This window comes from Marinomonas sp. 63XJN7_9_ISO-PGPR-S23-217 (genome assembly GCF_056173515.1).
In genome coordinates this window covers 3,792,625-3,817,966 of record NZ_CM149678.1, presented here as the reverse complement: position 1 = coordinate 3,817,966, position 25,342 = coordinate 3,792,625, and the positions used below count along the sequence as shown (strand labels likewise).

The window sequence follows — 25,342 nt, the reverse complement described above, 5'->3', positions numbered from 1 at the left end:
GAAGCCTCGCACGGCGAAAGAAACGAAAAGCGACGATCTTTTTAGCTCTCATCTGACCCAATTATAAAATAATTCAATTAATAATTCGTAAGCAATGGGATGGAGTCCTCCTCACCCCATAATTGCGCATTTGCGCCATACTAGTGATGTTGGACAAAGGCCATTTACTAGTCAAAGTGAGGAATTATTTATGAACATGGTTCGAGTAGGTGTTGATATTGCGAAATCAGTCTTTCACGTTCACGGTGTAGACCGCCACGATCAAGTCCAGTGGCGTGGAAAATATTCACGTATTAACTGGCTAGATGCCATTATTAAGCGTGTTCCTGTTGGTGTCGAGATTGGTATGGAAGCCTGTGCGTCCTCGCACTATTGGGCGAGGGAGCTCAAAAAATTAGGTTACTCGGTCAAGCTCACTGCAGCTCAATTTCTCAAACCTTATGTTAAAAGCAACAAAAATGATCGCGTTGATGCAGAAGCTATTTGTGAAGCCATGGCTCGACCCAGTATGCGGTTTGTTAATCATAAGACAGTTGATCAACAAGATATCCAAGCGGCGCATCGAATACGAGAAGAGCTGGTGCAACGTAAGCGTTCATTCCACGCCGTTATTCACACCAATCCACTCACCTCCTAAACTGGATTCTGTTTTCATCTCATAACGGAGTCCAACCCATGACCAAACCCTACGCCCGTCGCTCTTCTGCTCAATGGCAGCAAATCATTAATGATCAAGTCGAGTCTGGTTTATCCGCCCCTCAATACTGCGAACAGCATCAGGTGAGTTACGCCAGTTTTAGTAAATGGCGTCAGCATTTTTCGGGAACGAAAGCCTCGCCAGATGCTAGTCACTCAGACTTTATCGATCTCAGTCAGGAGCCCGATCTCTCAGGCCCTTATTCTGGGCGCTGGAACATTACCTTGTGTTTAGGCGATGGCGTTGAACTTCGACTGAGTCGTGACTGATGTTTATGCCCGATCCGAATGCTAAAATTTGGTTGCATACCCAACCCACCGATATGCGCAAGTCTTATGCTGGTCTGTTGGGACTGATCAAACAACACCTCAAAGAAAACCCACTCATCGGGTATTTTGTCTTCATTAACCGGCGCAAAACCCAGATGAAAATCCTCTATTTTGACACCTCTGGTTATTGCATTTGGTGTAAACGACTGTCGCAGGGGCAGTTCAATTATGCGTCATCAGAAAACGCTAAACACGCCCTAAGTGTGATTGAATTGCAGCACCTCTTAGCGGGCATAAAAGTCGAAAAATATCGTCAATTTAAACGCTACAAGCGAGCATCATGACAAGTTGGATGGTATAATCCAACCCCATGAATGACGCCACTTACCGACCTATTTTACCCTTCAAAAACATCGACTTGCTTCACACGAATGAGGTCGAAAAACTGCGTGCTGAAGTCGAGGCTATGTCCTCAAGAATCCGCCAATACGAAGCGGAAGTGCACATGCTAAAGCGTGAGTTGTTTGGGCCGAAAAGCGAACGTCGTACCTTACTCACACCAGATCAACAAGCCCTCGCTGATATCGTGGGTCCGATGTCAGAACCAACCCGCGTAGAAGAAGAGCCTATCGTTGAGAAGGACAAACCTGAGTCTGCCAATGTTCGTGGCAAAGCGCTCAAGTTTCGTAAAGGCAATGAAATTAACATCACCGGATTGCGTTTTGATGAGTCTATACCAGTTCGTGAAAAGGTTATCTTAGCGGACGAATTACAAGGCCCCAATGCGCACGAATACGAAGAAGTCGGCTTCAAAGACGTCAGCCGCATCGTACAAAAAACCAGTGCCTATGAAGTCGTCATCACCAAACGTCAGGTGGTGAAGCACAAAACCAGTAAACAGCTCATTACCGCGCCACAGCCGGATCTGATTTTTGACAGTTCCCTCGCGGATGTGAGTTTTATCGTTGGCTTACTGGTTAATAAGTTCTTGTATCACTTACCCCTTTATCGTCAACACCAACAGCTTAGCGCTTCCGGCATCACCCTCAGTCGTGCAACGCTCACAAACCTCACCAAACGCGGGATCGAACTGTTACGACCCATTGTGGTAGAGCAACTGATTAGTGTGCTGGACAGCAAGGTACTGGCCATGGATGAGACACCGATAAAAGCGACCCGCCAGCCTGGGGTAGGCAACCAACCCGGCAAAATGAAGCAAGCGTATTTTTGGCCCATCTATGGCGAGCAGGACGAAGTGGTGTTTACCTTCTCCCAAAGTCGTGGCATGAAACACATCCAAGACTTACTGGATCATGTTTGGCAGGGTACTTTACTGACCGATGGTTATGTCGCTTACAGTCGTTACGAAGCCACCTTACCGGAGGTCACTCATGCTCAGTGTTGGGTGCACATGCGTCGTCAGCTACTGAAAGCCGAAATGGAAGAAACCGAGGCCGTCACCCACGCGCTGAACCTGATTGCCGCCTTGTACCAGTACGAAAGCCATATCAAACAGAAAGGTTGGTCAGATGAGAAAAAACAAGATTACCGAGTGCAACACAGTAAGCCCTTAGTGGATCAATTTTTTGCCTTCTGCGAAGAACAAAGCCAACGGGCTGACCTATTACCAGACGATAGCTGGATGAAAGCGTTGAACTACACCTTAAAGCGCAAACGCCAACTGATGGTCTTTTTGGAAAATCCAAACGTTGCCATGGACACCAACCACCTAGAGCGAGAGATAAGACCCATCCCAATGGGTAAGAAGAATTGGCTCTGTGTGTCACGAAGGAGACATTATGAAGTAGAACAGATTGCAGCATAATGAATCCATGCTCTAAGTTGGATGGAGGAAGGTCCTCCGATCAGGATGTTCAGGCGCACTGATCAAACTACCTGATGCTGCTGTTGATTAAGGTCTTCGGTAGTGAGCGACTCAGGAAAAGGCGGAAATACTACCGTCATGTGAGCCTGGAAGAGTCGAACGAAAGTGAACTGTTAGAAGAAGCATCGAAATCTTAGGTGATGTCAAAAAGGGGTTGTACAGCCACCCCCTGATAAGTGTAGTGGATACCTGATTACTGACTACATGGCATCCGGTGTTAAGGCAGCGAGACTTCCAGACAGGCCAGCTTAGGGAACGTGAGAACCTACTGCTAGCACGTATCATAGAGTAGGGACGGACAGACTCGTAGTAGTGTCGAATGCGCTGTAATGGCGCTGGAGCGAAGGGGTCTGGGTCGCCGAATTGGTTAGAACACAACTTTTTTTTTAAGAGGATGACGTTTTAATGCAAGGCAAAGCATTTGAGATTCCCAAGTCTCTCGTGTGGCAATCGTATAAATCGGTCAAGCGCAATAAAGGTACGCCGGGTTGTGATGGCCAAACAATGACGCAATTTGATCGCAACAGAGACCGTAATCTTTATAAGATATGGAATCGTTTGTGTTCTGGTAGTTACCTACCGCCACCGGTTCGTGAAAAGCGAATTCCTAAAGCGGATGGTTCAGACAGAATACTGGGTATTCCAACAATCAGTGATCGTATCGCACAAGGGGCAGTCAAGATTTATTTGGAAACGCGACTAGATAAGCTATTTCATCATAGCTCATTTGGTTATCGTCCCAATCGATCAGCACATATGGCGTTAACGCAATGTGAGCGTAACTGTCGCTTTAAAAGCTGGGTATTAGAGGTAGATATTAAGGCCTTCTTTGACCACGTTAGCCATGATCTGGTGGTGAAAGCGTTAGAACACCACGATATGCCACGTTGGGTAATATTGTACTGTCGTAGGTGGATGGAAGCCCCCGTGACGGACTCAAGCAAAGCTAATACCCTAACCCAGAGTGCGCGTGGTACGCCACAAGGCGGCGTTATCTCGCCCATTTTGGCGAACCTATTTCTTCACTATGCCTTTGATCAATGGATGGACAAACATTGGTGTTATGTACCGTTTGAACGGTATGCAGACGACATAGTATGTCATTGCAGTCGAATGTCAGAGGCGGTGAAGTTAAAGGAAGCGATCCAACGACGAATGGAAGAAGTGGGATTGAGTATCAATGAGAGCAAATCGAATGTGGTCTACATAGATACGTTTCCACGCCATAATGTAAAGAAAGTCTTCACGTTCCTAGGCTATGACTTTAAGGTTAGAACGCTTAGGCGAAAAGACGGTTGTTTGTTCAGAAAATGTGCTGCGGGTGCCTCAATGAGCGCCATGAAACGAATCACTAAAACGATTACGTCGTGGCGAATACATCGATCATCTGGAGCCACATTGAAAGAACTTGCACAGAGGTACAATGCCTCGCTAAGAGGTTGGATATACTACTATGGCAAGTTCTGGTATCGACATTTTAGCTATCGTCTCTGGTCTGTTTTTCAATCAAGATTGATTAAATGGGCAAGGTGCAAGCTGAAAATCGGTACGCGAGAAGCGGAGCGCAAGCTTGATCAAGTACGTAAAAGCATGCCAACGCTTTTTGCTCATTGGGAATTACTTCGTGCATCAAATGTGCGACCAAGAGCCGTATGACGGGAGACTGTCACGTACGGTTCTGTGAGCAGCTTGGGGGCGAAACTCCCCCTTGCTGACTCGACTCTGTTGGACAGAACTGGGCGCCGAACACGTTGGCATCATCCAAAGCCTAATCAGCACCTGCAAGCTGCACGACATCGACCCTTATATCTACCTGACGGACGTACTGCAACGAGTCAACCAACACCCAGCAAAAGACACCGCTGACTTGATCCCAAGACGATGGAAGAAACTGTTCGCAGACAATCCGTTGAAATCGTCATTGCTCTGAGAGTCAATGACTCCCTAGAATGAACGATTACCTTGAAGAAGAGGTCGAGCTCGGCTTGTAGGGCACCTCTGACCATATTAAGCAAAAAGAGTAGGATACGCGAGAAAGGTAATTTGCGCTCGCGAGTAAAAGCTTTATCGGAGTAGCGGTGGCGCTGTAAGAAATCAGGACAATGGATCAGTTTGGTTGAATTATGTACAATTTTGTTTCGGTATTAGATCGTGATCGTCAAGCATAAATTAGCCTTTTTATGTTGATTATTTGAGTCTAATTATATGATATTTATAGGTTTAATTCATCTTAATTGCTTAAGTTAATGGCATTGTTATTCGCCCTCACTATCCCTAGTTTGTTTTCTATTTTTAAATAGCACGAATGCACCAACAATTACCGCAGCATAGATAAACATTGCAATTCCTAGAGTTATCGCTTCCATGAACTCAATACTGCGGTCTGATATATCGTAAGCAGAGTATGCCCATAGACCGCCGCCAACACCTGCTAATGAATAAATTGCGGTCCTCCAATAAATGCCAACACCAGATTTTTTAAAGAAAGACCCAGTAATATAGGCTACTATCAATGCAGCCAGAAATATTGGGGCAGAATTCACAATTGATTTTTCAAGCATAAATCCAATTACGTTGTTCATGGCGTGATCCTTTTTTTAAAATAACGCCGCCATAATTTGCCGCTTAAAGCAGTCAAATTGATGGCCTTGTTAAGGCTTAGTGGCAACTGTATAAACATGTTTTTCAGGATACTAATCTAGCTCAAGATGTAAAATGGAAAGCCAATTATTCATTGATACTAAAAGACTTTTTCTTTATCTACCAGTACAAAGCCTTAAGTAATGTCATTTCACGGTATGAGGATGATGTAGCAGAGTTTGACGATTTCAATAAACGACAGACAGCTATCAATCCAGCGACGGCAACACTAACAGCCTTGATAGATCAGGGTCTAAACAATACAAATCAGGTCTGAGCTAGTACACATCATCTCAACCCTTGATATCAGATAGCTATACTGCCTATTTAAACCACAATCCCGTGGCTAATCTGCCCAAAAAGATCTCTTACTCTATTTATTCCTTCTTTACTAACCATAATCGACTCTGGTGACTTACCACCTAATGCTAGTGCAGGTGCTTTAATCCATGATTTCCATTTGTCTTCGTCTCCAAACAGCTCTAGACCCAATTGATGAACGCTTTCATTCAACTCTCTCATTTCAGATGCTTCAACCAATTCTAAGATTGCGGCATAGGTGTCAGTCAGGGCAAGAGCGTGAATACTTTATAATCAACTGAGCTGCTTGATTTTTAACCTAATTGGATGTGTTAGGGCGAAAATTACAGCTCAGTTTTGAATACATCTATTGCGTATCAGCTAAACTCTCATATTTTTGTCTGTTTTATGAGCAACAATATTGAGCTTTTCTGTTCAAAAAACGTTCACGCTCTCGCCCTGGTAGCTACCTGTGGAAAATCCACTTTAGATAGTTCTCTTCGGAATAGTTTCTTGGTAATGAACAGTCGTTTTATATAAAGTATCTCAAGTTCCTTATAAATACTAGGGGCTGTTGATCTTTGTCTGAATTGTGAGCGAAGAAGGTAATCTCGTATAATTTACTTCGCCAAAAACAAATACAACGAGATTACCATGCCCCGATTAATGCTCACTGATGAGATGTGGTCGAAGCTAAAAGCTATTCTGCTTGAAGATAGAATCTATAACAAGCGAGAGCATCGATACACGATGGAAGGCATTCTTTATCGGTTGCGTGTCGGCTGCCCTTGGCGAGATTTACCAGACTATTTTGGCTTATGGAATACGGTTTACCGTCGTTTTTTACTGTGGTCCAGAAAAGGAATTTTACTCAGGCTATTCAAATCCTTATCGGCCAATAAGGATACGGAATGGGAGTTTCTTGATGGCAGCTATATAAAAGCGCATCAACACAGCGCGGGTGCATCCTCTGAGGAAAATCAAGCGATTGGACTGAGTCGTGGCGGTAATACAAGCAAAATCCACCTTGCTGTAGACAGTTATGGTTTACCAATAGAGTTCATAATCACAGGCGGAGAAGTTCATGATAGTAAAGTGGCCAATGCCCTTATTGAGGTCTTGCCACAAGGAGATTTCATCATTGCGGACAAAGGTTATGACAGTGAAGCGATTCGCGAGAAAGTTCGTCAATGCGGCTCGACTCCAGTCATTCCTAGAAAGCAAAATTCGAAAAAAGGAAACGCCGATATAGATTGGTGTTTATACAAATATCGGCATTTAGTTGAAAATGCGTTTGCTCGGCTCAAACATTTTAGAGCGATAGCCACGCGTTATGATAAGTTGAAAATTCATTTTGAAAGCATGTTAGCGTTAGCTTGCTCGATCATTTGGCTGCCAATGTGAAAGATCAACAGCCCCTAGGATAAATAGTGAAATGAACAAAATTATGTCTTGTAATCTTCGGTCGCCTTCTTCAGTTGTTATAAGCGAAAAGGGAAGGGCTCTGTGGCAGCATCGATCTTCCAATGCGCCTCATTTATAAATATATTTGAATGTTTTTATAAAACGGTCATAAACGATTGTTATCTTTATGTTGTATTTCTATAAGAATAGATAGTTTCAATCATTATGGTATTGATGTTTTTTGGAGGAAGAATGACTACAAGTAGTGTAGCTTTGGATTTGTTGCCGACAACAGGCTCTTCAAGACTAATATCTATCGCTCGAGCGGTGGTTCGTGTAGGAGAATATGCTAGTTCGTCATTACGTCGTTATCAAGATGATGAGTTAGCTATAAAAGGTCCTCGTGATTATCAAACCGTTATAGACTGCGAGGTTGAACGAAAAATCATTGATTTATTAAAAGTCGATTTTCCTGATTATGGTTTTGAAGGAGAAGAAGCTGTGGCGAATAAAGTCGCTGATGATGGTAAGCCTATGATAGTGATTGACCCAATTGATGGAACGACAAATTTTGCATGGGGTGTACCACATTTCGGGATGACTATTGCGGTTATTGAACAACAGCGCGTCGTCTGTGGCTTAGTATATGATCCAATGCTAAGAGAGCTATTTAGTGCTGAACTGGGAAAGGGTGCTTGGTTGAATGGAAAGCGACTACATACTAGTAGGCAAGAAAGAGTTGAGGAAACTTTAATTGGTGCTGGATTGCCCGTTCCCAAGCAAGTAAAAACGATTGAAGAAGAAAAATATTTTTCAGCGTTGAAACGATCGATGGCAGGTACTTCTGGTGTACGTCGTTTGGGAGCTTCTTCTTTGTCCGTTTCGTATGTGGCTTGTGGTCGTTTGGATGGCTTTTTCGAGGATGGATTATCCATTCATGATTATGGTGCCGCTGCTTTAATTGTCCAGGAAGCTGGTGGTATTGTTTCTGGCTTTTTGGGCGATGTAATTGGTGATCATGGTGATGTTTTAGTTGCCAGTAATCGTAGTGTGCATGATTGGTTGTTGGAGGCTTTTCATTGATTATCAATCAGTGCTTGTAGTGCAACAGGCTCATCTGTGGTGATTTGGTCGCAATGAAGTTCTATTAATCGGTTAACCAATGCCAGTACGCTGGCATCTGCTTTTTTAATTGTCCAAGCATCAACACGTTTGTTTTGGCTATGGAATGCATCGATGAGATCCATTCCCTGCTTATCAGCCATTAAAATGATGTGATAATTTAAATAGATGATTTTTGCTGTTGGCATTGCTTTACAAGCGTTGAATACAAAATTGTGCCAGTCCTTTTTGGTTTTAAATGTGTCAAATGGTATATGCTCACAAGGATCATAGCCCAATTGAATTGATGGCAAGGCGTCTGCCAAATATTGAACTGCTTGGGCATCACCACCAGACAGAATGATGTGGTTAGCAATCGGCGCGAGCACACGACAAAAAGCTTGACGATCCGCGTTATTAAGCAACTTTATGGTTGGTTTTAGGTCTAGCTGTAAAGTTGTGTTTGCTGGACAAGGTATTTGTGCAAGGCGGTCTGCCAGCGTTTTTAGCAGTAGAACAGGATGGTTAGATGTTTCTTCATTAATGTTTTTGAGATATAGGGTCTGTAAGGTTTCTGCACGGGTATCGATGACTTTGCCTTGGCCTGTGGTTGAGTTGTCCAGTATGTCGTCGTGCAATATAACAAACCCTGCTCCATTATACTTTTGCAAATCAATTTCCATCGAAGCACCTAGAGACCAACCTTCAATAATTCGATTGGCTGTAAAAGGAGTGTCTGTTAAGTAACGGCGTCCACGGTGCCACTTTAGCCAAGTGTCATGATCATTTTGTTTAATCAAAATACCTTTTTTTTGGTCTAACAAGCTATTTTTTTTCATAGTAATGGTATCTCCCTTTTCATTTTATCAACAAAGTTGGTCTTTACATGAGTTGCCTGCGGCAGTCTTGGGTCGATTTTTAGGTTATTCCGAAATAGATGGTAGGCGTTGATGGTGAGATTAACCTGTTGGCCTTCCTGCAAAGGTACTGTAGGAGGAGCCATGACTTTTATATGCTGGAGGTCATGGTGGAGAGTGATATCGAAAATAAGATGAGTGCCAAAATGAGTAACTCGATGAATCGTACCTTGGCTGTTTGCTTCTGTTAAAGTAGGTTGCAAGGTAATCGCTTCTGGGCGAATTGCTAATGTAGCTAAACCATCATCAATATTTGGTATTTTTAGGTTTAGCGCAGGATGGCAGAATAGCCCCTTTTTTATCTCGCCTTCTAGAAAGTTCATTGCCCCAATAAAGCCAGCAACAAATTGTGTTTCGGGTGTTTGATAAATTTTGTTTGCCCGAGCGACTTGCTCTACTTTGCCATTCCGTAAGACGACGATTCTATCCGCCATGGCTAAGGCTTCATCTTGACCGTGAGTAACGAATACAGTGGTGATTTTCAAACGTCGTTGAATCTCGCAAACTTCTTCACGTAATTTCTCGCGTAAATGCTGATCTAAGCTGGCAAAAGGTTCATCAAGCAGAAGTATTTTAGGTTCGAGTACTAGTGATCTAGCGATGGCAACACGTTGTTGTTGCCCTCCGGAAAGCTGTGAAGTCATTCGGTCACCATAACCGCTTAGTCCAACCATTTCGAGTATGTGCTCAACTTTGTTGCGAATATCTTGCCGAGATAAGCCTTTTAGTTTGAGTCCAAAGGCAATGTTTTGATATACATTCATATGGCTCCATAGAGCGTGACTTTGGAAAATCATCCCCGTAGGGCGTTGTTCTGGCGCTAGGGAAGTAACATCCACTTTATCAATGAATACTTGCCCGTTAGTTGGGGCTTCGAAGCCACCTAGTATTCTTAGTAATGTGGACTTTCCAGAGCCTGATGGACCCAGTAGGCAAACGAATTCGCCATCTTGGATATCAAGAGATACTTTATCGACAGCGAATGTGCCCGCAAAAGATTTGCTGATGTCTTTAATTGTTAAACATGCCATGTAAATATACCTATTTGGTGTTTTATTAAGCCCCAAAACCTTTGGCAAAAATGCCTGATCCGAGTGCTTTGCGGCTGAAAAATAAGATTAGTAAAGAAGGAACCCAGAGCATAATTGATAAAACAGCTCCGTATTGGATGACGGCTTCGTTATTGATGAAGTTGATCATTAGAACAGGAATAGTCCGAATTTCGGGGGCTCCAATAAGCCAAGCACCTTCGGTTTCATAAAAAGTACTGATAAACGTCAATAAAATAGCTGCAGAAATTGTTGGCATGGCCTGTGGAAGTGTAATCGACCAAAATACACGCATATTTGAAGCGCCTACATCATGAGCCGCTTCTTCCATACGACGATCAACACTTTGAAAAGCGGAAGCAGGTATCCATATCATTAGCATGAAAGTTCCCACTAGTTGTATTAAAGCAACTCCCCAGAATGTGGCAATTAAGTTTGCTTTTAAAAAAATGGTGGCAATGGTAACTAATAAACCAAATTTGGGAAAAGCTTGAGATGCGAGAAAAGATAAGAATAATATACGACGGCCGGGAAACGATATCCTAGAAAAAGCATAGGCAGCAGGCAGGCATATGATGGCTGAAATTAAGGTTACTGTTGTGGCAAGGCTTAAGCTAAGAAAAATAGAATGCCAAACATCAGCACGCGAAAGGATCTGATGCCAAAAACGAAATCCAAATTTTTGTGGAATCAAGGATGGGTAGCGCCACACTTCGGTAACAGACCAAATTGCTACGACCAGTAAAGGGGTAATAATAACTAAAGTGAGTAGTAATCCAATAGTGGGACCAACACTGTTTCTTTTTAATAGTCGATACATGCTTAAACGTGAGTGTATTGTTGTAGGAGAATTTGTTTTTAGCATTACGGCTTAACCTTCTCGGTTTTTTGCAATTGAATAGACATAAAAAGCACCAAAAAAGACACAAACCCCAAAACTAATTACCGCTTGTGTTTTTGCTTGTAGTGGGTCGTTTAGGTCGCTGAAAGTGCGTTGCATTAATGGCCCCATCATTTCTGGTGATGTAGGCCCTAATAAATAAGGTAAAGTAAATGCTGAAAAAATAGCTAATACAGCAAAAGAAGATGTGACCAAAAGAGAGTTACTAATTCTAGGTAGGATAATATTCCAAAAGACTTGCCAAGGATTTGCACCAACATCACGAGCTGCTTCTATGGCACTATTAGAAATGACACTTAGACCCGCTGTCAGCATTAGTACGGTTATAGGGAGGTTATCCCACACTAGTGCAATCACTGGCCCCCATGGAGTTAAGTAAGGGGATGGTATTTGAGGTAATCCAATGTTATGTAAGATAATGTCTAGCGTGCCATTTGGCCCAATAGTTCTGATCAACGCATAGGAGAGAATAATCGACGGTACAAACATAGGGAACACAGCTAATGTCTGTACGTAAGAGGCCATTTTTCCACTAGAAAAGCGTAGGTAAATTGCGATAGGCATACCTATGATTAAGAGCAATAGTACTGAGACTAAGGTCGTCCATAAGGTAAACTTAAGGCTATTTAAACTGAACTCATCGGTAAAGAAAAATCGGTATGCCTTCAGTGATAAAACTAGCCCATCCTTTTGATCATTGATTAAAGTGCTGATTATCGCTGATATGATTGGGTAAATAATTAAACAGGCTAATAGCAGCACGGGGATAATGACTAAAAGCAATCCTATCAAACTTTTTTGATAGGATTGCTTTTTTGAATAGCTAAACTTGCTCGACATAAAAAACCTTGTATTTTATGTATTTATAAGAATTAAGACTTAAGGTTAGGAGCGACATTGCGATACCAGCCACTATTAATGGCGTTATCCCACGGCCCGTTTGGGAAAGTTGGAATGCTTTTAGGTATCATGTCCTTATATTTTTCACGTAAATCATCGGCAATATACTCCCAAGAAATTGCAGGGAAGCCGCCGATTTTTTCTATGATTTGTGCTTGGATGTTTGATGATAAAAGGAAGTTGCTGAGTTTTAGGGCGGCTTGTTTGTTTTCACCGTTTGTAAAAATAGTTATTTGAGACATTCCACCACAAAAAGCCAGATCGTTTAATTGTACTAAGCCTGTTGTTTCTGGTAAAACCCCTTGTGACAATGATTGCAATACTTGATCTGACCAGACTGGCACCATGGTTACCACGCCTTGAGCAAGCAGTTGAATCGATTGTGTGTTTCCTGCTGTATAAGTGCCTTTTCCATACAAATAAGGGGCAAGGTCTCTGAGTATTGTCCATGCAGGGGAAAGGGTTTTTTTAGCGTAGGACTCTGAATAGTTTTATACAGTAAAACGTTTTGGATCACGTCCATTTACTTCAAGGATGGCACGACGTACAAAATTTCCACCAGAACCGCCATTATCTGGACGATTATAAATAAATTGCCCAGGGTTGTTTTTAATCCAGTTGGCTAGTGTATCCCATGTCTTGGGGGCATCGCTTTGATTGAGTTTGGTTTTGTCGTAGGCCAATAGTACTTGTGAACCTCTATAAGGAAGACCATAATTTGTCTGCTTGGCAATGGGATTAACATGGCCATAGTTGCTTAATTGCTCCTCTTTAAAGTTTACCCAAAGACCTTTTTCTATAGCTCCGCTTGGTAAATGGGGATCAAACCCTTCAGCCATATCTGCTTTAGGATCTTTATGGGTTTCAAGAGCTGCTAGTGCACGCTCGGATATTGCCATTAAGCCGCCTTGATTACCTGCGTCAATGACTCTTATTCTGTATTCAGGGTGGGACTTTTCGAATTCGGGACGAATAAAGTTGTTCCAAAAATCAATGATATTAGAGTCTGATCCAGAATAAACATTGATTACCTTATCTGCTGCAAAAGCAAATATAGGAAAAGATTGGAGTGTGGTTAATCCTGATATGACGGATGCTGTTTTGATGAATTTACGTCTATTCATTGATAATGACCTTCATAAAGTTTAGTTATTGCACTCAATATGATAGTAACAATGGAATGTGTCATGTTTATTAATTAAAGTAGGTATTGGGTGTTTTTTTACAATTGCTTATGATAACTGAGTGGCGAGTGGCAAATGTGATTTATAATGTTTGTAAACTTTGCCTTTTGATATGCAATTCATGTCTGGTTTGTGTAAATTGCATAATATCTTTTTGTAAGGAAAGAGGCTTTTTTCTGTTTTGCTAGGGGCTGTTGATCTTTCACATTGGCAGCCAAATGATCGAGCAAGCTAAGGATACTACGAACAAGTCAGATAATTCTGGTCTGACTTGTTCCGCACGACATCAATACTTCAAAAGTGCCAATTAGACGCAGTTTTCTCACTATTATGGTGCTTTGAACAACCAAAATCCGTCATTTGGACGGACTAACCTCGTGCAGACCGTATCATCTGATCCACTCGTAACAAATTTCCAAGCGCAAACAGTACGGCGAGTTTGTTGTCATTTTTAGACAGACCTTTGTAGATGACTTTGCGAAAACCAAATTGGCATTTCAATATTCTAAACGGATGCTCGACTTTCGCTCTGATACTCGCCTTTAAGTATTCCGTTCGGATCAGCTGCTCCTTGAGACGGGGATGCTTTTTCCAAACACGTATCTTGCTAGGTATTTCAGCCACTAACCAATCGACTTTCTTATCCTTTGTTTCTGTGCGCTTTTCTACGCCACGGTAGCCCGAGTCCGCTAATACAAAAGATTCATTACCATGAAGGAGTTCTGGCAACTGGTTTAGATCGTGATCATTAGCTGGTGTGGTGGTGAAGCTATGTATTAAGCCACGTTTTGCATCCACACCGATATGAGCCTTCAAGCCAAAGAACCACTGCTTCCCCTTTTGCGTTTGATGCATTTCGGGATCACGTGCGTTTGATTTATTTTTAGTGGAACTCGCTGCTTCAATGATCGTTGCATCCACGATTGTCCCTTCTTTAAAGTAGATACCGGAGTCAGACAACCATTTGTTCACTTCTTTGAAGAGTTTACGACCCAGCTTATGCTTCTCAAGCAAGTGACGGAAATTCATGATGGTCGTGTGGTCTGGGATAGCACCTTCTAATGATAGGCCTGCAAACAGACGCATTGAGGTGATCTCATAGAGTGCATCTTCCATCGCTGGATCACTCATGTTGTACCAGTTCTGCATAAAGTGAATGCGCAGCATAGTAGCGAGAGGGTAAGGACGCCGACCATTGCCAGCTTTTGGGTAGAACGGTTCAATTTGAGCTTCAAGCTGTTGCCATGGAATCAGTTCATTCATCCGATCAAGAAAAAGTTCTTTACGGGTTTTACGGCGTTTGCTGGTAAATTCGGTATCGGCGAAGGAGAGCTGGTTCATGGCGGGCAGGAGTCACAGTTAATTTAAGTCGGCAAGATTATCTCATGTTGCCGACTTAATCGCATGTTCCTTAATACTTTATTGAATATGGATAATGTTCAAATTACCGCTCACCATTCTTTTTTTACACGGCAAGCCGCATTAGACATGGTAAATTCAGCAATAAAATCATTGCAAGGTTTTAAGGAAAATGGTCATGCAGAAAATCAAATCTGTTAATGCTATTACATAAAGTAAAATGTTGATAACCAAGTAAATTTAATCAGCACTCTACATTTATTGGTAGGATCACTTTGCTATGAAATCGTATAACTCATTACCCTTTATCGCCTTTTTAATTGCCCTGAGTGTATCAGGGCCATTGTCGATTAATTTCTATCTGGCACTGTTACCTGAAATGGTCAGTTCTCTCTCAACGAATGCCGCAACTATGCAGCAAACAGTAAGCATTTATTTAATCGGGTTTGCTTGTGCGCAACTTATTGTTGGGCCCTTATCTGACAAATTTGGCCGCCGACCGATATTAATAACCTGTTATGCCTTGTTCAGTTTAGCATCATTGGTTTGTGCATTCGCTAGTGATGCAAGTCTACTCATCATCGGGAGACTTATTCAATCATTAGGTGGATGTGCAGGTGTGTTGATCAGTCGAACTATTGTTAGAGATGTTTTTACCCCAAAGGAAATGGGGAAAATAATGTCCTATATGATCACTGGTTTTTCAATGGCGCCTTTAATGGCGCCAGCAATTGGTGGTTTTATTGGTGTTTATTATGGTTGGCGAAGTCTGTTTTTGATCTTGGCAGGAGTTGGGTTCAGCCTAATGCTCTGGACCTATTTAGGGTTTAAGGAAACGAATAAAAACCTTAACCCTAAAGCAACTCAAATCAAACATATCCTCAAAAATTATGTGTTTTTGCTCAGCAATAAACACTTCTTATGCTACTTTCTGATTGTTTCAACCTCAGTTGCAGGTGTATTGACCTATACATCTGCATCTAGCTTTGTTCTGATTGAAGTGTTAGATGTCCCCGCTCAATATTACGGATTATTATTTAGCATTACCGCCTTGGGCATGTTTTTGGGAAGCCTTATTTCAGCTAAACTTATCCGCCAGCGTGGTAGTGAATTAACGGTATGGTATGGCTGTTTGCTTTTGCTTAGCGGAGGAACAATTTTAGCAGCGCTTCCTTTGCTTGGGTTGGTGTCCATTTTAACTCTTACTGGATCTATGTTTGTTTATGCCCTTGGTAATGGTGTGGTTATGCCATCAGCAATGACGCTCGCCATCATGCCATTCCCCCAAAAAGCGGGGGCTGCCGCTGCATTAATTGGCTGCTCTCAATCAGCTCTAGGCGCTCTGTGTGGATACATCGCAGGTATGTTTTATGATAAAACAGCCATTCCAATGAATTCTATCATCGGGTTAATGTCTCTACTGGCATTTTCTGGAATTTTGTACATTCGAATATCACAGAAAAGAGAGGGACGTGTTGTGTGAAATCATGTTGTCCTTTCCAAGACCGTATGGCTGGGTGTTTAACAACACTTTATTTCTCTTCTAATTCCCCATTGATCAGAATTATTCGTGTCATGAATGGTTACCATCCTATAGGGTTACTTCCAATAAACGTCGCCTAGCAGTACAGTGCTTTTAAAGAATAAGTGAAAGAAGGCAAGATTATGGCGACACCTGAAAATATAGCGCGTGCGATTGAAGAATTGTCCCAGATTTTTGGCGACCGATTACAGACATCTCAGTCAGTGCGTGGCCATCACGGACAAGATGAATCGTGGCATGAAGGAGCACTACCTGATGCGGTTCTAATGGCCCATGAAACAGACGATGTTGTGAAAGCCGTTAAGGTTTGTGCGACTTATAAAATGCCCATTATTGCTTTTGGTGCTGGTTCATCTGTGGAAGGCCAAGTTATTCCGACTCAAGGCGGGTTGTCCATTGATTTCACAGAAATGAACAAGGTTCTGGAGATTAGAAACGAAGACTTCGATGTGAGTGTGCAGCCGGGGGTCACTCGTAAACAGTTGAACACGGAATTGCGTCATTTGGGGCTGATGTTTCCAGTTGATCCGGGTGCGAATGCGACAATAGGTGGTATGACGGCAACTCGGGCCAGTGGTACTACGAGTGTACGTTATGGAACGATGGAAGATAATGTCGTCTCGCTGACGGTTGTAACGGCGGATGGTCGAGTGATTAAAACGGCACAGCGTGCTCGTAAATCGTCTGCTGGGTATGATTTAACCCATTTGTTTGTTGGGTCTGAAGGGACGCTTGGTATTATTACTGAGATCACTCTGCGCCTTTACCCAATACCTGAGGCAATTTCTTCTGCGGTAGCGTCTTTTCCTGATATGGAATCGGCTATTAATGCGGTGATTACTACCTTGATGTATGGGGTGCCAATTGCACGTATTGAATTGCTTGACGGGTTGACGATTGAAGCCGTAAATACCTATTTAAAAAGTACGCATGCCGTTAAATCTACTTTATTTTTAGAGTTCCATGGCAGTGACGTATCGGTTAAAGAGCAAGCTGAAACGGTTGGTGGTATTTGTGCCGAGTTCGACAGTGCAGACTTTATTTGGAAAACTTTAGAAGAAGACCATAATGCCCTTTGGGAAGCGCGACACAATGGCGCTTTGGCGGTTATGTCTATGCGACCGGGTGCGGAGTTGTTGGCAACGGATGTTTGTGTGCCTATTTCAAAACTGGCTGAGATGATTGAGAAATCACAACAGTATCTTGCCGACGACGGCATTTATGGGCCTTTAATGGGTCATGTAGGTGACGGTAATTTCCATTTTGTTATTCCAGTAAATCGTTCCAATACGGAAGAGTTTGCTAAGATAAAAGCTTTTTGCGCTAGGTTGGCGTCAGATGCTATTGCATTGGACGGGACTTGTACCGGAGAGCATGGCATCGGATTGGGTAAGCAATCTTTGCTGACAGAAGAGCTAGGCGAAAGCGTGGATTATATGCGCTTGATCAAACAGTCTTTTGACCCCGACAATATTATGAATCCGGGGAAAATATTCTCTCTCACGGCTTCGTAAAAATATTTTTGATAAAAAGGCTCTCAGGTTGCTTACCTTGAGAGCCTTAATTATTTCTTGATGTGTCTAGTATACTTTCCCCCAGCGTTTCTTGTCAGAATAAAATAATAATAGGATGACTTCATGAGCGAACAACGTTTTACGATCGACTACCCTCAAGCCCCTGCTGGTATGAGCCAAAGTGAATGGGATGCCCGTTTAGAACTGGCGGCTTGCTACCGTATGGTTGACCATTTTGGCTGGACAAGCGTGGTATATAATCATATTAGCTACCGTATTCCAGATACGGATGATTTTCTTATTAATCTCTTCGGGTGTAATTCCTCGCCGCTTGCGGCGTAAAGGATTTTGATCTTTGAGTAGTTAAGATACCTCTCTTCGCGTAGCGAATTTGAGCCTAAGCGAAAAGCCTTGGCGCGAGGTGATTCATTCACTACATCGAGATGCTAAACGATAATGAGCATAAGTTTTCCGATGGCGGTGTGTTCGCTGAAAAAGGCAAGCAAGCCTTGCGTTCGATAATAATTCCACCTATTTCAATGTCTCTAAGCTTGTTTTTGATTTGCGCAACGCTTTTGAAAATGCCGCTGAAGGTGGTAGGGCTTTTTAAGTCGGGCGTTGAGCCTATACGGTCTGGGAAATGGATTCGCATTGCTTTAAAGCTTGTGCCTTTGATCGCTCTAGTAATTGTTCCACCACTGGTGGTTCATAACCGATTTACTGACGACCCAAGTAATCCGGTAAATTATTTTCTCAAGAAAGTCTCGGCCAGCAGCAATGAACTTGTTTCGTACGCGATTCGCTGGACTCTAGATGTGCAGCCCTTTTTGCATCCTCTTGGTTTGGTATTTGAAAAGCACACGCACCTATACGCAAACTTCGCACCAATGGCAGATAAGCTTGATAAGTATGATAAGTATGATAAGTATGATAAGTATGATAAGTATGATATTGATGCAAATAAATTGGGGACTGAAGATGAATCGCTAAAGGTGCTCAAAGCTAAGTTAACCGTCCAAAGTAATGTGAAGAATGCTACAGTCCGAATAATGAATATAGGGCCTCATTTCGAGCAAGGCATGAGGCTTGATCCGGGTAGATACGATATAGAAGTGTCTGCTCCTGGCTATCAGTCGCAAAGAGGCTGGTATTCTCTTAAAGCTGGAAGCCAAACACTCAAATTTGAATTACATTAAAGCAAATCTTCTTAAGGATAGTACGAACAAGTCGACCCTGTAACAGGTTCTGTGTAACTGCCATTTAGTTAAGTTGTTTGTAAGCGCTGTAAGAATAGCCCCGCACACTGGGAACCATCAGCAGCGAGCCAAACTCGACTTGGTAATTGCTCTGATTGATAAAAATATTGTTCAAGACACTCCGCCAAAGAATCCCCCACTATTTCAACAATTCCTTGATAACGCTGACCATTACGCGGTGAAATAGTAATCACTAAGTGACCGCCTTCAAGCATTTCTTTTAATCTCTTTGGGTGTAATTCCTCGCCGCTTGCGGCGTAAAGGATTTTGATCTTTGAGTAGTTAAGATACCTCTCTTCGCGTAGCGAATTTGAGCCTAAGCGAAAAGCCTTGGCGCGAGGTGATTCATTGAAATAGTCTCTGGAATTAGCTGTTCATGGTCCCACTGGGCAATACCACGAAGGTTTTGGCGTTCATCACATTCCGTCATTAAAGCAGACAAAAAACCATTGCCCTTAGCCTGAATTGATAAGACCCCATCAATTTTTACAATGTCTCTCAACAAGGCAATGGCAGCGACAAACTCACCCAACAATTTTTCAATAGATAGTGGATACTGCTGACGCTTAATAATCTCTTGATAAGCACTGCTCAACAGCACTCGTTCACCACGAACATTGGTATTATCGAAAGAAAAACGCTGTATTTCATTAGCTGTAACATTATTCACAAAGCTCACCTTGCACCATTAAATAGTGCGAGTAAAAAATTCTCGTAGATATTGCGCTGCATTTTACCCTTGAGAATCTTAATCATCCACTTTAAGGTGAGAATTAACTCAATATCCTCAGACTAAGAGACAGCAACGTCTAGCAGCGTATTCGATTTGTTGAATAATTCTAAATAATCCTCACTTGGCTGTTTATCGGTTATACAAAGATCAAAGTCAGACAAGTGACAGACATGAATTACCCCGCGTTTTTTAAACTTAGAGGAATCTAACAATAGTATTTTCCTGCTTGAGGCCCTCATCATGGCTTTTTTGACTTCCACTTTTTCCATATCGAAATCCAATACATTACCAAACAAATCCAAGCCCGATGCACAAATGATCGTACAATCTACATGATAAGAATTAATTTCCTGTACTGTTTTAGCGCCAACAATAGAACCATCCGCTCCTCGAATCACACCACCAACCACAATAACTGAATGATTCAATTCTTGCTTAGCAATCGTCAATGCAGCAGAAATATTATGAGTAATGAGCGTTAAAGGTGGATGCTGTCCAATAAAACTCGCAACCTTATCGCATGTTGTTCCAGCGTCCAAAAAAAGACTCTTCGAATTTTGTGTCTTTGTAATGGCATATTGGGCAATCAACGCTTTTTCCTCAGACATAAGGAAGGATTTTGACTGATACCCTAACCGAACCGTCGAATTTAACTGACTCACGCCACCATGAAATCGCTGCAGTTGATTGTCATTACATAACTTCTTGATATCTCGTCTAATCGTTGGCTGCGAGCAACTCAACTCATCTGCCAGTAATTCAACAGAGGCGTAGCCAAGAGACTGAACGATTTCTAACAATTTTTGATGTCGTACTTGAGACAAGAGCTTCTCCTAACTGTCATATTGATCACATATGATCAAACAAAAAGAAAAACAATCATCCATTACTAGATACAAAAAGGCTACAAAAACTTTATGAAGACACTATTCTATATCAATCAATCGACTCGCTGTATTTGTCGAAAAGGTGGGTTTCCAACGCTAATTAAGGTCATTCGAATCACGGAAAAAATCATCACACAAATAGCATCTATTGAAAGTGACAATGATTTGCTCATTTTTTTTCATCGTAATCAAAACGCTTTTCAATGTCCACCTATTGGCATCATAGGACCGAAGGAAGCAACTCAAGAACAATACAACATTGCAGAAAAACTCGGAAAATCCTTTGCCTCGTTAGGACTGACCATTATATGTGGAGGAAGAACAGGAGTCATGGAAGCCGCATGCAAAGGCGTTAGCCTAGAAGGAGGCCGCAGTATTGGAATCCTTCCAGGTAATACTTGGGAGGAAGCAAACCTATATGTCACGATACCGATAGTTACCGATATGGGCCCAATGCGTAATTCTATTATTGCTAACGCCGCCTTTGCTCTTGTTGCTATAGGTGGAGGATATGGCACTCTCACTGAAATGGCTTATGGTCTGCATTACGATAAAAATGTCATGGCAATAGCGAATGCTCCACATGTTGAAGGTGTCGATTATTTTACCGACCTCAACGACATCATCCATCAAGTAATAAAGATATTGCTAGGTGTCACAAAAATTTAAAGAAAATCCTATCAAAGAGTCATACAATAAATGCATGATCACATAAAATCATTTTGAGCGATATCGATCATGCGATATGTTACCTACCTTTATTTGTTGTATTTGCTCCTACCAATAAGTCTCCTTCTGGTAGGATCATTTGGGCAAACTTGGGTCAATACAATGCTACCTAGTGGCTTTACCACAGGTTGGTATGAACAGGTATGGGACAATACCTCTTATCGAAAAGCACTTTTCGTTAGTCTAGAAGTTTGCCTATGCACTTGTGTCCTGAACTTAATAATAGTGACACCGATTGTTTATCTTTTACAACTCAAGCCTAATATTATTCTCAAGCAAGTAGTGAGACTAGCCGCTCTTTTGCCTATCGCAGTACCAGAACTGGTCATTGGCTTTAGCTTCATAATCACCTTTACACGAGAGGCAACGCCTTGGTTAGGCAGCACTTGGTTACTTATTGTTGGGCATTTACTGCTCACATTCCCTTATTTCTTTTTCAGCCTTTGTGCCGATATGGAAAAATCGCCCCTAAGGGCGCTTAATTTAGTTGCCTTAACATTCGGCGCCAATCAATTTACTCGTTTTAAAACGATATTTTTACCACTTGCCACTCAGTCTATCTTCTCCGGGCTATTAACGGTTGCCGCCCTTTCATTAGGAGAATTCCAGCTTAGTAACCTAATAGCAGGGTTCATGAATAGAACCTACCCAACATTACTGCTGCAAGCCTTTTATGGCGCCACTGGCTTAGCCTGTGCGGCCACCATCATTTTATTATTACTTGCGGCCATGATGTCGCTCACCTCTAGTTACCAAAGCTGGTCTACATCAAGAGCCCTACACCATGATTGAATTTAACACGGTATCTTTCACCTATCCAAACTCTACATCAGGCATAGCAAACGTTTCACTCTGTGTGAATACAGGAGAACTCATTGCTGTGCTTGGCAAGAGCGGTTGCGGTAAAACGACTATGCTTAAATTATTAGCTGGGTTTGAAAAACCACACAGTGGAGAAATTTGGATAAATGGTATCAACCAAGCCAATCTATCCTGTGCAGAACGTAAGCTGGGCATTGTCTTCCAAGATTATGCACTGTTCCCACACTACAATGTAATACAGAATATTGGTTATCCACTTAAAATTAAAAGACATAAAAATCCCGATAAAAAAATTGCCAACATCATTGATCTAGTTGGACTCAACGGTCTAGAAAAAAAATACCCTCATCAACTTTCGGGCGGCCAACAACAGCGAGTCGCCTTAGCAAGAGCGCTGGTTTTCGACCCTTCAGCATTACTTCTGGATGAACCCCTTTCTGCTCTTGACGCCTCTCTTCGGACTGAGATGCGTAGCGAAATTTTAAAAATCCAGACCAGTCTAAATATCACAACTTTTTTAATAACTCATGACCAAGAAGAAGCCATGACCATGGCAAATAAAGTGGCCGTCATGTCCAACGGAAGGATTTTACAATGCGCCCCCCCTGAAGCACTGTATCAACATCCAACCTCGTTAGAGGTCGCACAATTTGTCGGTAAAACTAATTTACTCACAGGAAAAGTCGTTGATAGCCAATCAGTTCTCACCTCAATTGGAGTAGTACAAACAAAAACGCACGATTATTTAGTAAATGAAAACGTCACCCTGCTGATCAGACCAGAGCAGGTAAGCCAACAAGCCAATCCTGAAAAAATAAACACCTTTACCATCGAAAAAATTCTACAAAAACGTTTTTTGGGCCCAACTACCGAATACACCACTCAAATTGGAGGCGAAAAAATGCAATTTGAAATCCCTAATCTAGAAAAAGCACTCGATCACATAACCATACCAAAAGAAACTATTCATGTTCTAAGAGGAGTTCCGTCATGAACAAATTACAAATGAAATTAGCCTTAGTTCTGCTCATCGTTCTACCCATATTTAGCGTCAGCGCTGCACCATTAGCAAAGCCAGAATTATACAAAGGAGAACAAACACTCTATAACAAAGCGTTAAAAGAAGGACTGGTTGTCTCCTTCGATACAGGCCCAACTTGGGCTAACTGGGGAGCCATGTTTAAAGCCTTTAAAAAACGCTACCCGGGTATGGAAATTGTCTATAACGACTTAGGCTCTGCCACGACCGTTGTCGCACTAGACAAAGCAAAACATAGACCTCAAGCGGATACCGCCTATTACTTTGGCGCATCCGCCATTGAGGCGACTAAAAAAGGACTAGTTGATGGTTATAAGCCGATTAATTTTGATGCCATTCCAAAAGTATTTAAACAAAAAAATGGAAAGTGGTTTACGATCCATACCCTAAATGTTGCTTTTTTGGTCAATAAAAAATTAGTCAAACATGTCCCTCATTCTTGGGCTGACTTAAAAAAACCTGAATACAAAAACAGCATTGTTTACCTTGATCCTAGAACGACAGGGCAAGGCCAAGTTGTCGTGCTAGCAGCAAATATTGGCAATGGTGGAACAATGAAAAACATTAATCCGGGTATTCACTATCTGCGTCAACTGCAACAAACGCACAATATTCTTCGCGTTGTTGGCACAACACCTTACGCACAATTTATTAAAGGTGAAATTCCGATTTGGATTGGTTATGAAAATGACGGCCTAAAAGCCATGGTAAAAGATGGAATGGGCGATAACATAGCGGTTGTCATTCCAAAAGAAGCGTCTTTGGCAGCGCCTTATGCTATATCAAAAGTAAAAAATGCCCCTAACCCAGAATCGGCTAAACTTTGGCTTAATTTCATCATGTCTAAGAAAGGACAAAGTATTTTTGCCGAAGGCTTCGTCAGGCCAGTTCTTACCACTATGAAAATGCCGGCATCTGTGGCCAATAAATTGGTTGCCGCGCCACAAATTAGACCCTTAGACTTGAATGCTGCCGCAAAAATCAAGTCAGAACTTGACAAAAAATGGACAAATCAAGTGTTACACGCAAACTAAAACCACACTAATAGGAATACCGATATGCGATTTGGTAAATGGATTGAGCTTGGTTTTTGCTTACCCGGCATCATGGTATACATAGGCTTTTTCCTATTACCAATGGCACTCATCTTTGATCAGGCATTACAAGATCCATTAGCAACATTTAACAGGATGATTTCAGACACCAGTTTACTTAACAGCTTATGGGGGAGTTTGACATTAGCTGTCGGAACGGGAGTCGCATCATTATTCGTTGCCCTTTGTATTGCTAACTTTCTTAGTAAATGCACACCAAGGGTAAGGCAGTGGTGCAGTATAGCCATTGCCTTACCCTTGGTATTTAGTGGTCTTATCGTTGCTTATGGCTTTATTCTTACCTTTGGACGGGCAGGCTTTATCACCTATCTGGTATCCTTCATCGGAATACCTCCTGCTATTTTTGGTCATATTATTTTTACCCCCTTTGGCCTTGGGTTGGCCTATTGCTACTACCTCATTCCAAGAGGTGTTTTTATTTTATTACCTGTCATGGTTAATTTCGACTGGAGACAAATTGAAATATCTCAAAGCTTTGGGGCAAGCACTTTTGAAAGCTATCGTTATATTTTTTTGCCCCAACTTTACCCAGCCATGTTAACCGCACTTTGTATTATGATATCCGTCGCCTTAGGCGCCTATGGAACAGCTCTTGCTTTATCTGGAGCTCAACTTAATATTTTACCGCTTGTTCTCTACAGCAAAATTTCAGAGGGTGGTACCGACTTTCCTGTTGTCGCCATGCTTTCTATTGTACTCATTATACTTTGTCTTACGTTCAGCCTAACGGCAGATAAAGTAAAAAGAAGATTAGAGAAGGGCACCTGACCCAGGGCGAGAGCGTGAACGTTTTTTGAACAGAAAAGCTCAATATTGTTGCTCATAAAACAGACAAAAATATGAGAGTTTAGCTGATACGCAATAGATGTATTCAAAATTGAGCTGTAATTTTCGCCCTAACACATCCAATTAGGTTAAAAATCAAGCAGCTCAGTTGATTATAAAGTATTCACGCTCTTGCCCTGGATTCAAAGACTACAGTTACTCATATACAAACGACCCAAATTTCTATCGGGAAAAGATGTTGGCGTTGCCTCAGTTTCAGAAATCCTTTAAGAGACAAACTGGTTATCCGTTCGGGATCAAGACATATGACAA

Annotated in this window: 26 protein-coding genes and 2 pseudogenes; 17 read left to right on the top strand and 11 right to left on the bottom strand. The window is 42.0% G+C overall.

The annotated features are described in order from the left end of the window. Window positions 1-190: 190 nt before the first annotated feature. The 6 genes and pseudogenes from AC0VYI_RS17870 to AC0VYI_RS17845 all read left to right on the top strand — a co-directional run. Entirely contained in the window at window positions 191-637 is a 447-nt protein-coding gene (locus AC0VYI_RS17870) for an IS110 family transposase (protein WP_475444589.1), read from the top strand. Between the two features lie 38 nt (window positions 638-675). After that, on the top strand, window positions 676-966 hold the full coding sequence (gene tnpA, locus AC0VYI_RS17865; RefSeq protein WP_475444588.1) for an IS66 family insertion sequence element accessory protein TnpA: 291 nt from the start codon (window positions 676-678) through the stop codon (window positions 964-966). Beyond that, window positions 966-1,310 (top strand): IS66 family insertion sequence element accessory protein TnpB, encoded by a 345-nt coding sequence (tnpB, locus tag AC0VYI_RS17860; RefSeq protein WP_475444587.1) that lies wholly within the window; start codon window positions 966-968, stop codon window positions 1,308-1,310. Before tnpA ends, tnpB begins: the two co-directional genes overlap by 1 nt. 26 nt (window positions 1,311-1,336) lie before the next feature. Beyond that, the gene (tnpC, locus tag AC0VYI_RS17855) at window positions 1,337-2,791 is read left to right on the top strand and encodes an IS66 family transposase (protein WP_475444585.1); all 1,455 of its coding nucleotides are present in this window, start codon (window positions 1,337-1,339) and stop codon (window positions 2,789-2,791) included. Window positions 2,792-3,256: 465 nt separating this feature from the next. Continuing rightward, on the top strand, window positions 3,257-4,507 hold the full coding sequence (ltrA, locus tag AC0VYI_RS17850; protein ID WP_475444583.1) for a group II intron reverse transcriptase/maturase: 1,251 nt from the start codon (window positions 3,257-3,259) through the stop codon (window positions 4,505-4,507). A gap of 67 nt (window positions 4,508-4,574) precedes the next feature. Continuing rightward, window positions 4,575-4,781 (top strand): annotated as a pseudogene (locus AC0VYI_RS17845) (transposase domain-containing protein); the annotation flags it as partial. A gap of 325 nt (window positions 4,782-5,106) precedes the next feature. On the opposite strand, the gene AC0VYI_RS17840 reads toward AC0VYI_RS17845, so the two are convergent. Further along, window positions 5,107-5,433 carry a hypothetical protein gene (locus AC0VYI_RS17840; protein ID WP_475444581.1) on the bottom strand — a complete coding sequence of 109 codons (327 nt, stop codon included), beginning with the start codon at window positions 5,431-5,433 and terminating at the stop codon, window positions 5,107-5,109. Between the two features lie 385 nt (window positions 5,434-5,818). Beyond that, window positions 5,819-6,013 carry an antitoxin Xre/MbcA/ParS toxin-binding domain-containing protein gene (locus tag AC0VYI_RS17835; RefSeq protein ID WP_475444580.1) on the bottom strand — a complete coding sequence of 65 codons (195 nt, stop codon included), beginning with the start codon at window positions 6,011-6,013 and terminating at the stop codon, window positions 5,819-5,821. A 432-nt stretch (window positions 6,014-6,445) separates the two neighbouring features. Here AC0VYI_RS17835 and AC0VYI_RS17830 point away from each other — a divergent pair, with 432 nt between their 5' ends. Beyond that, window positions 6,446-7,195, top strand: coding sequence for an IS5 family transposase (locus tag AC0VYI_RS17830; protein ID WP_475444578.1), 750 nt, complete (start codon window positions 6,446-6,448; stop codon window positions 7,193-7,195). A gap of 252 nt (window positions 7,196-7,447) precedes the next feature. After that, window positions 7,448-8,278 (top strand): inositol monophosphatase family protein, encoded by an 831-nt coding sequence (locus tag AC0VYI_RS17825; protein WP_475444576.1) that lies wholly within the window; start codon window positions 7,448-7,450, stop codon window positions 8,276-8,278. On the opposite strand, the gene AC0VYI_RS17820 is transcribed toward AC0VYI_RS17825, so the two are convergent. The 6 genes and pseudogenes from AC0VYI_RS17820 to AC0VYI_RS17795 all read right to left on the bottom strand — a co-directional run bounded on the left by AC0VYI_RS17820 (window position 8,272) and on the right by AC0VYI_RS17795 (window position 14,588). Beyond that, window positions 8,272-9,135: a glycerophosphodiester phosphodiesterase gene (locus AC0VYI_RS17820; protein ID WP_475444575.1), complete on the bottom strand. Its 864-nt coding sequence runs from the start codon at window positions 9,133-9,135 to the stop codon at window positions 8,272-8,274. The genes AC0VYI_RS17825 and AC0VYI_RS17820 overlap by 7 nt on opposite strands. After that, entirely contained in the window at window positions 9,132-10,244 is a 1,113-nt protein-coding gene (locus AC0VYI_RS17815) for an ABC transporter ATP-binding protein (RefSeq protein WP_475444573.1), read from the bottom strand. The genes AC0VYI_RS17820 and AC0VYI_RS17815 overlap by 4 nt, the downstream gene beginning before the upstream one ends. A 25-nt stretch (window positions 10,245-10,269) precedes the next feature. After that, window positions 10,270-11,127 carry an ABC transporter permease gene (locus AC0VYI_RS17810; RefSeq protein ID WP_475444571.1) on the bottom strand — a complete coding sequence of 286 codons (858 nt, stop codon included), beginning with the start codon at window positions 11,125-11,127 and terminating at the stop codon, window positions 10,270-10,272. Between the two features lie 6 nt (window positions 11,128-11,133). Continuing rightward, window positions 11,134-12,003 (bottom strand): ABC transporter permease, encoded by an 870-nt coding sequence (locus tag AC0VYI_RS17805; protein ID WP_475444569.1) that lies wholly within the window; start codon window positions 12,001-12,003, stop codon window positions 11,134-11,136. 32 nt (window positions 12,004-12,035) lie between these two features. Continuing rightward, window positions 12,036-13,187: pseudogene (locus AC0VYI_RS17800) on the bottom strand (extracellular solute-binding protein). 429 nt (window positions 13,188-13,616) lie between these two features. Beyond that, window positions 13,617-14,588, bottom strand: coding sequence for an IS5 family transposase (locus AC0VYI_RS17795; RefSeq protein WP_475444568.1), 972 nt, complete (start codon window positions 14,586-14,588; stop codon window positions 13,617-13,619). Between the two features lie 298 nt (window positions 14,589-14,886). Between AC0VYI_RS17795 and AC0VYI_RS17790 the strand changes: the two genes are divergently transcribed. The 4 genes from AC0VYI_RS17790 to AC0VYI_RS17775 all read left to right on the top strand — a co-directional run bounded on the left by AC0VYI_RS17790 (window position 14,887) and on the right by AC0VYI_RS17775 (window position 18,859). Next, window positions 14,887-16,089 (top strand): multidrug effflux MFS transporter, encoded by a 1,203-nt coding sequence (locus AC0VYI_RS17790; protein ID WP_475444566.1) that lies wholly within the window; start codon window positions 14,887-14,889, stop codon window positions 16,087-16,089. A 182-nt stretch (window positions 16,090-16,271) separates the two neighbouring features. Beyond that, window positions 16,272-17,663, top strand: coding sequence for an FAD-binding oxidoreductase (locus AC0VYI_RS17785; RefSeq protein ID WP_475444564.1), 1,392 nt, complete (start codon window positions 16,272-16,274; stop codon window positions 17,661-17,663). Between the two features lie 123 nt (window positions 17,664-17,786). Next, on the top strand, window positions 17,787-18,005 hold the full coding sequence (locus tag AC0VYI_RS17780) for a class II aldolase/adducin family protein (RefSeq protein WP_475444562.1): 219 nt from the start codon (window positions 17,787-17,789) through the stop codon (window positions 18,003-18,005). Between the two features lie 101 nt (window positions 18,006-18,106). Continuing rightward, window positions 18,107-18,859 (top strand): carboxypeptidase-like regulatory domain-containing protein, encoded by a 753-nt coding sequence (locus AC0VYI_RS17775; protein ID WP_475444560.1) that lies wholly within the window; start codon window positions 18,107-18,109, stop codon window positions 18,857-18,859. 68 nt (window positions 18,860-18,927) lie between these two features. Here AC0VYI_RS17775 and AC0VYI_RS17770 read toward each other — a convergent pair whose 3' ends face one another. The 3 genes from AC0VYI_RS17770 to AC0VYI_RS17760 all read right to left on the bottom strand — a co-directional run bounded on the left by AC0VYI_RS17770 (window position 18,928) and on the right by AC0VYI_RS17760 (window position 20,476). Further along, window positions 18,928-19,134, bottom strand: a complete 207-nt coding sequence (locus AC0VYI_RS17770; RefSeq protein ID WP_475444558.1) for an Hsp33 family molecular chaperone HslO — start codon at window positions 19,132-19,134, stop codon at window positions 18,928-18,930. 101 nt (window positions 19,135-19,235) lie between these two features. Next, the gene (locus tag AC0VYI_RS17765; RefSeq protein ID WP_475444556.1) at window positions 19,236-19,589 is read right to left on the bottom strand and encodes an Hsp33 family molecular chaperone HslO; all 354 of its coding nucleotides are present in this window, start codon (window positions 19,587-19,589) and stop codon (window positions 19,236-19,238) included. Between the two features lie 122 nt (window positions 19,590-19,711). Continuing rightward, window positions 19,712-20,476: a DeoR/GlpR family DNA-binding transcription regulator gene (locus AC0VYI_RS17760; protein WP_475444555.1), complete on the bottom strand. Its 765-nt coding sequence runs from the start codon at window positions 20,474-20,476 to the stop codon at window positions 19,712-19,714. Between the two features lie 93 nt (window positions 20,477-20,569). Between AC0VYI_RS17760 and AC0VYI_RS17755 the strand changes: the two genes are divergently transcribed. The 5 genes from AC0VYI_RS17755 (at window position 20,570) to AC0VYI_RS17735 (ending at window position 25,012) form a co-directional block, all read left to right on the top strand. Then, complete coding sequence (locus AC0VYI_RS17755) at window positions 20,570-21,208, top strand: TIGR00725 family protein (RefSeq protein ID WP_475444553.1); 639 nt, start codon at window positions 20,570-20,572, stop codon at window positions 21,206-21,208. Between the two features lie 162 nt (window positions 21,209-21,370). Beyond that, window positions 21,371-22,060 carry an ABC transporter permease gene (locus AC0VYI_RS17750; RefSeq protein ID WP_475444551.1) on the top strand — a complete coding sequence of 230 codons (690 nt, stop codon included), beginning with the start codon at window positions 21,371-21,373 and terminating at the stop codon, window positions 22,058-22,060. Continuing rightward, window positions 22,053-23,084 carry an ABC transporter ATP-binding protein gene (locus AC0VYI_RS17745; RefSeq protein ID WP_475444549.1) on the top strand — a complete coding sequence of 344 codons (1,032 nt, stop codon included), beginning with the start codon at window positions 22,053-22,055 and terminating at the stop codon, window positions 23,082-23,084. Before AC0VYI_RS17750 ends, AC0VYI_RS17745 begins: the two co-directional genes overlap by 8 nt. Continuing rightward, a complete protein-coding gene (locus AC0VYI_RS17740) occupies window positions 23,081-24,163 on the top strand; it encodes an extracellular solute-binding protein (protein ID WP_475444547.1) in 1,083 nt (360 codons plus the stop codon). The genes AC0VYI_RS17745 and AC0VYI_RS17740 overlap by 4 nt, the downstream gene beginning before the upstream one ends. Window positions 24,164-24,187: 24 nt before the next feature. After that, window positions 24,188-25,012, top strand: a complete 825-nt coding sequence (locus AC0VYI_RS17735) for an ABC transporter permease (RefSeq protein WP_475444545.1) — start codon at window positions 24,188-24,190, stop codon at window positions 25,010-25,012. The last annotated feature ends 330 nt before the right edge of the window (window positions 25,013-25,342 follow it).

What these genes read in the sequence shown, in the direction of transcription:
- AC0VYI_RS17870 (WP_475444589.1), top strand. Translation starts at nt 191, where the DNA reads ATGAACATGGTTCGAGTAGGTGTTGATATTGCGAAATCAGTCTTTCAC.
- tnpA (WP_475444588.1), top strand. Translation starts at nt 676, where the DNA reads ATGACCAAACCCTACGCCCGTCGCTCTTCTGCTCAATGGCAGCAAATC.
- tnpB (WP_475444587.1), top strand. Translation starts at nt 966, where the DNA reads ATGTTTATGCCCGATCCGAATGCTAAAATTTGGTTGCATACCCAACCC.
- tnpC (WP_475444585.1), top strand. Translation starts at nt 1,337, where the DNA reads ATGAATGACGCCACTTACCGACCTATTTTACCCTTCAAAAACATCGAC.
- ltrA (WP_475444583.1), top strand. Translation starts at nt 3,257, where the DNA reads ATGCAAGGCAAAGCATTTGAGATTCCCAAGTCTCTCGTGTGGCAATCG.
- AC0VYI_RS17840 (WP_475444581.1), bottom strand. Translation starts at nt 5,433, where the DNA reads ATGAACAACGTAATTGGATTTATGCTTGAAAAATCAATTGTGAATTCT.
- AC0VYI_RS17835 (WP_475444580.1), bottom strand. Translation starts at nt 6,013, where the DNA reads ATGAGAGAGTTGAATGAAAGCGTTCATCAATTGGGTCTAGAGCTGTTT.
- AC0VYI_RS17830 (WP_475444578.1), top strand. Translation starts at nt 6,446, where the DNA reads ATGCCCCGATTAATGCTCACTGATGAGATGTGGTCGAAGCTAAAAGCT.
- AC0VYI_RS17825 (WP_475444576.1), top strand. Translation starts at nt 7,448, where the DNA reads ATGACTACAAGTAGTGTAGCTTTGGATTTGTTGCCGACAACAGGCTCT.
- AC0VYI_RS17820 (WP_475444575.1), bottom strand. Translation starts at nt 9,135, where the DNA reads ATGAAAAAAAATAGCTTGTTAGACCAAAAAAAAGGTATTTTGATTAAA.
- AC0VYI_RS17815 (WP_475444573.1), bottom strand. Translation starts at nt 10,244, where the DNA reads ATGGCATGTTTAACAATTAAAGACATCAGCAAATCTTTTGCGGGCACA.
- AC0VYI_RS17810 (WP_475444571.1), bottom strand. Translation starts at nt 11,127, where the DNA reads ATGCTAAAAACAAATTCTCCTACAACAATACACTCACGTTTAAGCATG.
- AC0VYI_RS17805 (WP_475444569.1), bottom strand. Translation starts at nt 12,003, where the DNA reads ATGTCGAGCAAGTTTAGCTATTCAAAAAAGCAATCCTATCAAAAAAGT.
- AC0VYI_RS17795 (WP_475444568.1), bottom strand. Translation starts at nt 14,588, where the DNA reads ATGAACCAGCTCTCCTTCGCCGATACCGAATTTACCAGCAAACGCCGT.
- AC0VYI_RS17790 (WP_475444566.1), top strand. Translation starts at nt 14,887, where the DNA reads ATGAAATCGTATAACTCATTACCCTTTATCGCCTTTTTAATTGCCCTG.
- AC0VYI_RS17785 (WP_475444564.1), top strand. Translation starts at nt 16,272, where the DNA reads ATGGCGACACCTGAAAATATAGCGCGTGCGATTGAAGAATTGTCCCAG.
- AC0VYI_RS17780 (WP_475444562.1), top strand. Translation starts at nt 17,787, where the DNA reads ATGAGCGAACAACGTTTTACGATCGACTACCCTCAAGCCCCTGCTGGT.
- AC0VYI_RS17775 (WP_475444560.1), top strand. Translation starts at nt 18,107, where the DNA reads ATGCTAAACGATAATGAGCATAAGTTTTCCGATGGCGGTGTGTTCGCT.
- AC0VYI_RS17770 (WP_475444558.1), bottom strand. Translation starts at nt 19,134, where the DNA reads ATGCTTGAAGGCGGTCACTTAGTGATTACTATTTCACCGCGTAATGGT.
- AC0VYI_RS17755 (WP_475444553.1), top strand. Translation starts at nt 20,570, where the DNA reads ATGAAGACACTATTCTATATCAATCAATCGACTCGCTGTATTTGTCGA.
- AC0VYI_RS17750 (WP_475444551.1), top strand. Translation starts at nt 21,371, where the DNA reads ATGCTACCTAGTGGCTTTACCACAGGTTGGTATGAACAGGTATGGGAC.
- AC0VYI_RS17745 (WP_475444549.1), top strand. Translation starts at nt 22,053, where the DNA reads ATGATTGAATTTAACACGGTATCTTTCACCTATCCAAACTCTACATCA.
- AC0VYI_RS17740 (WP_475444547.1), top strand. Translation starts at nt 23,081, where the DNA reads ATGAACAAATTACAAATGAAATTAGCCTTAGTTCTGCTCATCGTTCTA.
- AC0VYI_RS17735 (WP_475444545.1), top strand. Translation starts at nt 24,188, where the DNA reads ATGCGATTTGGTAAATGGATTGAGCTTGGTTTTTGCTTACCCGGCATC.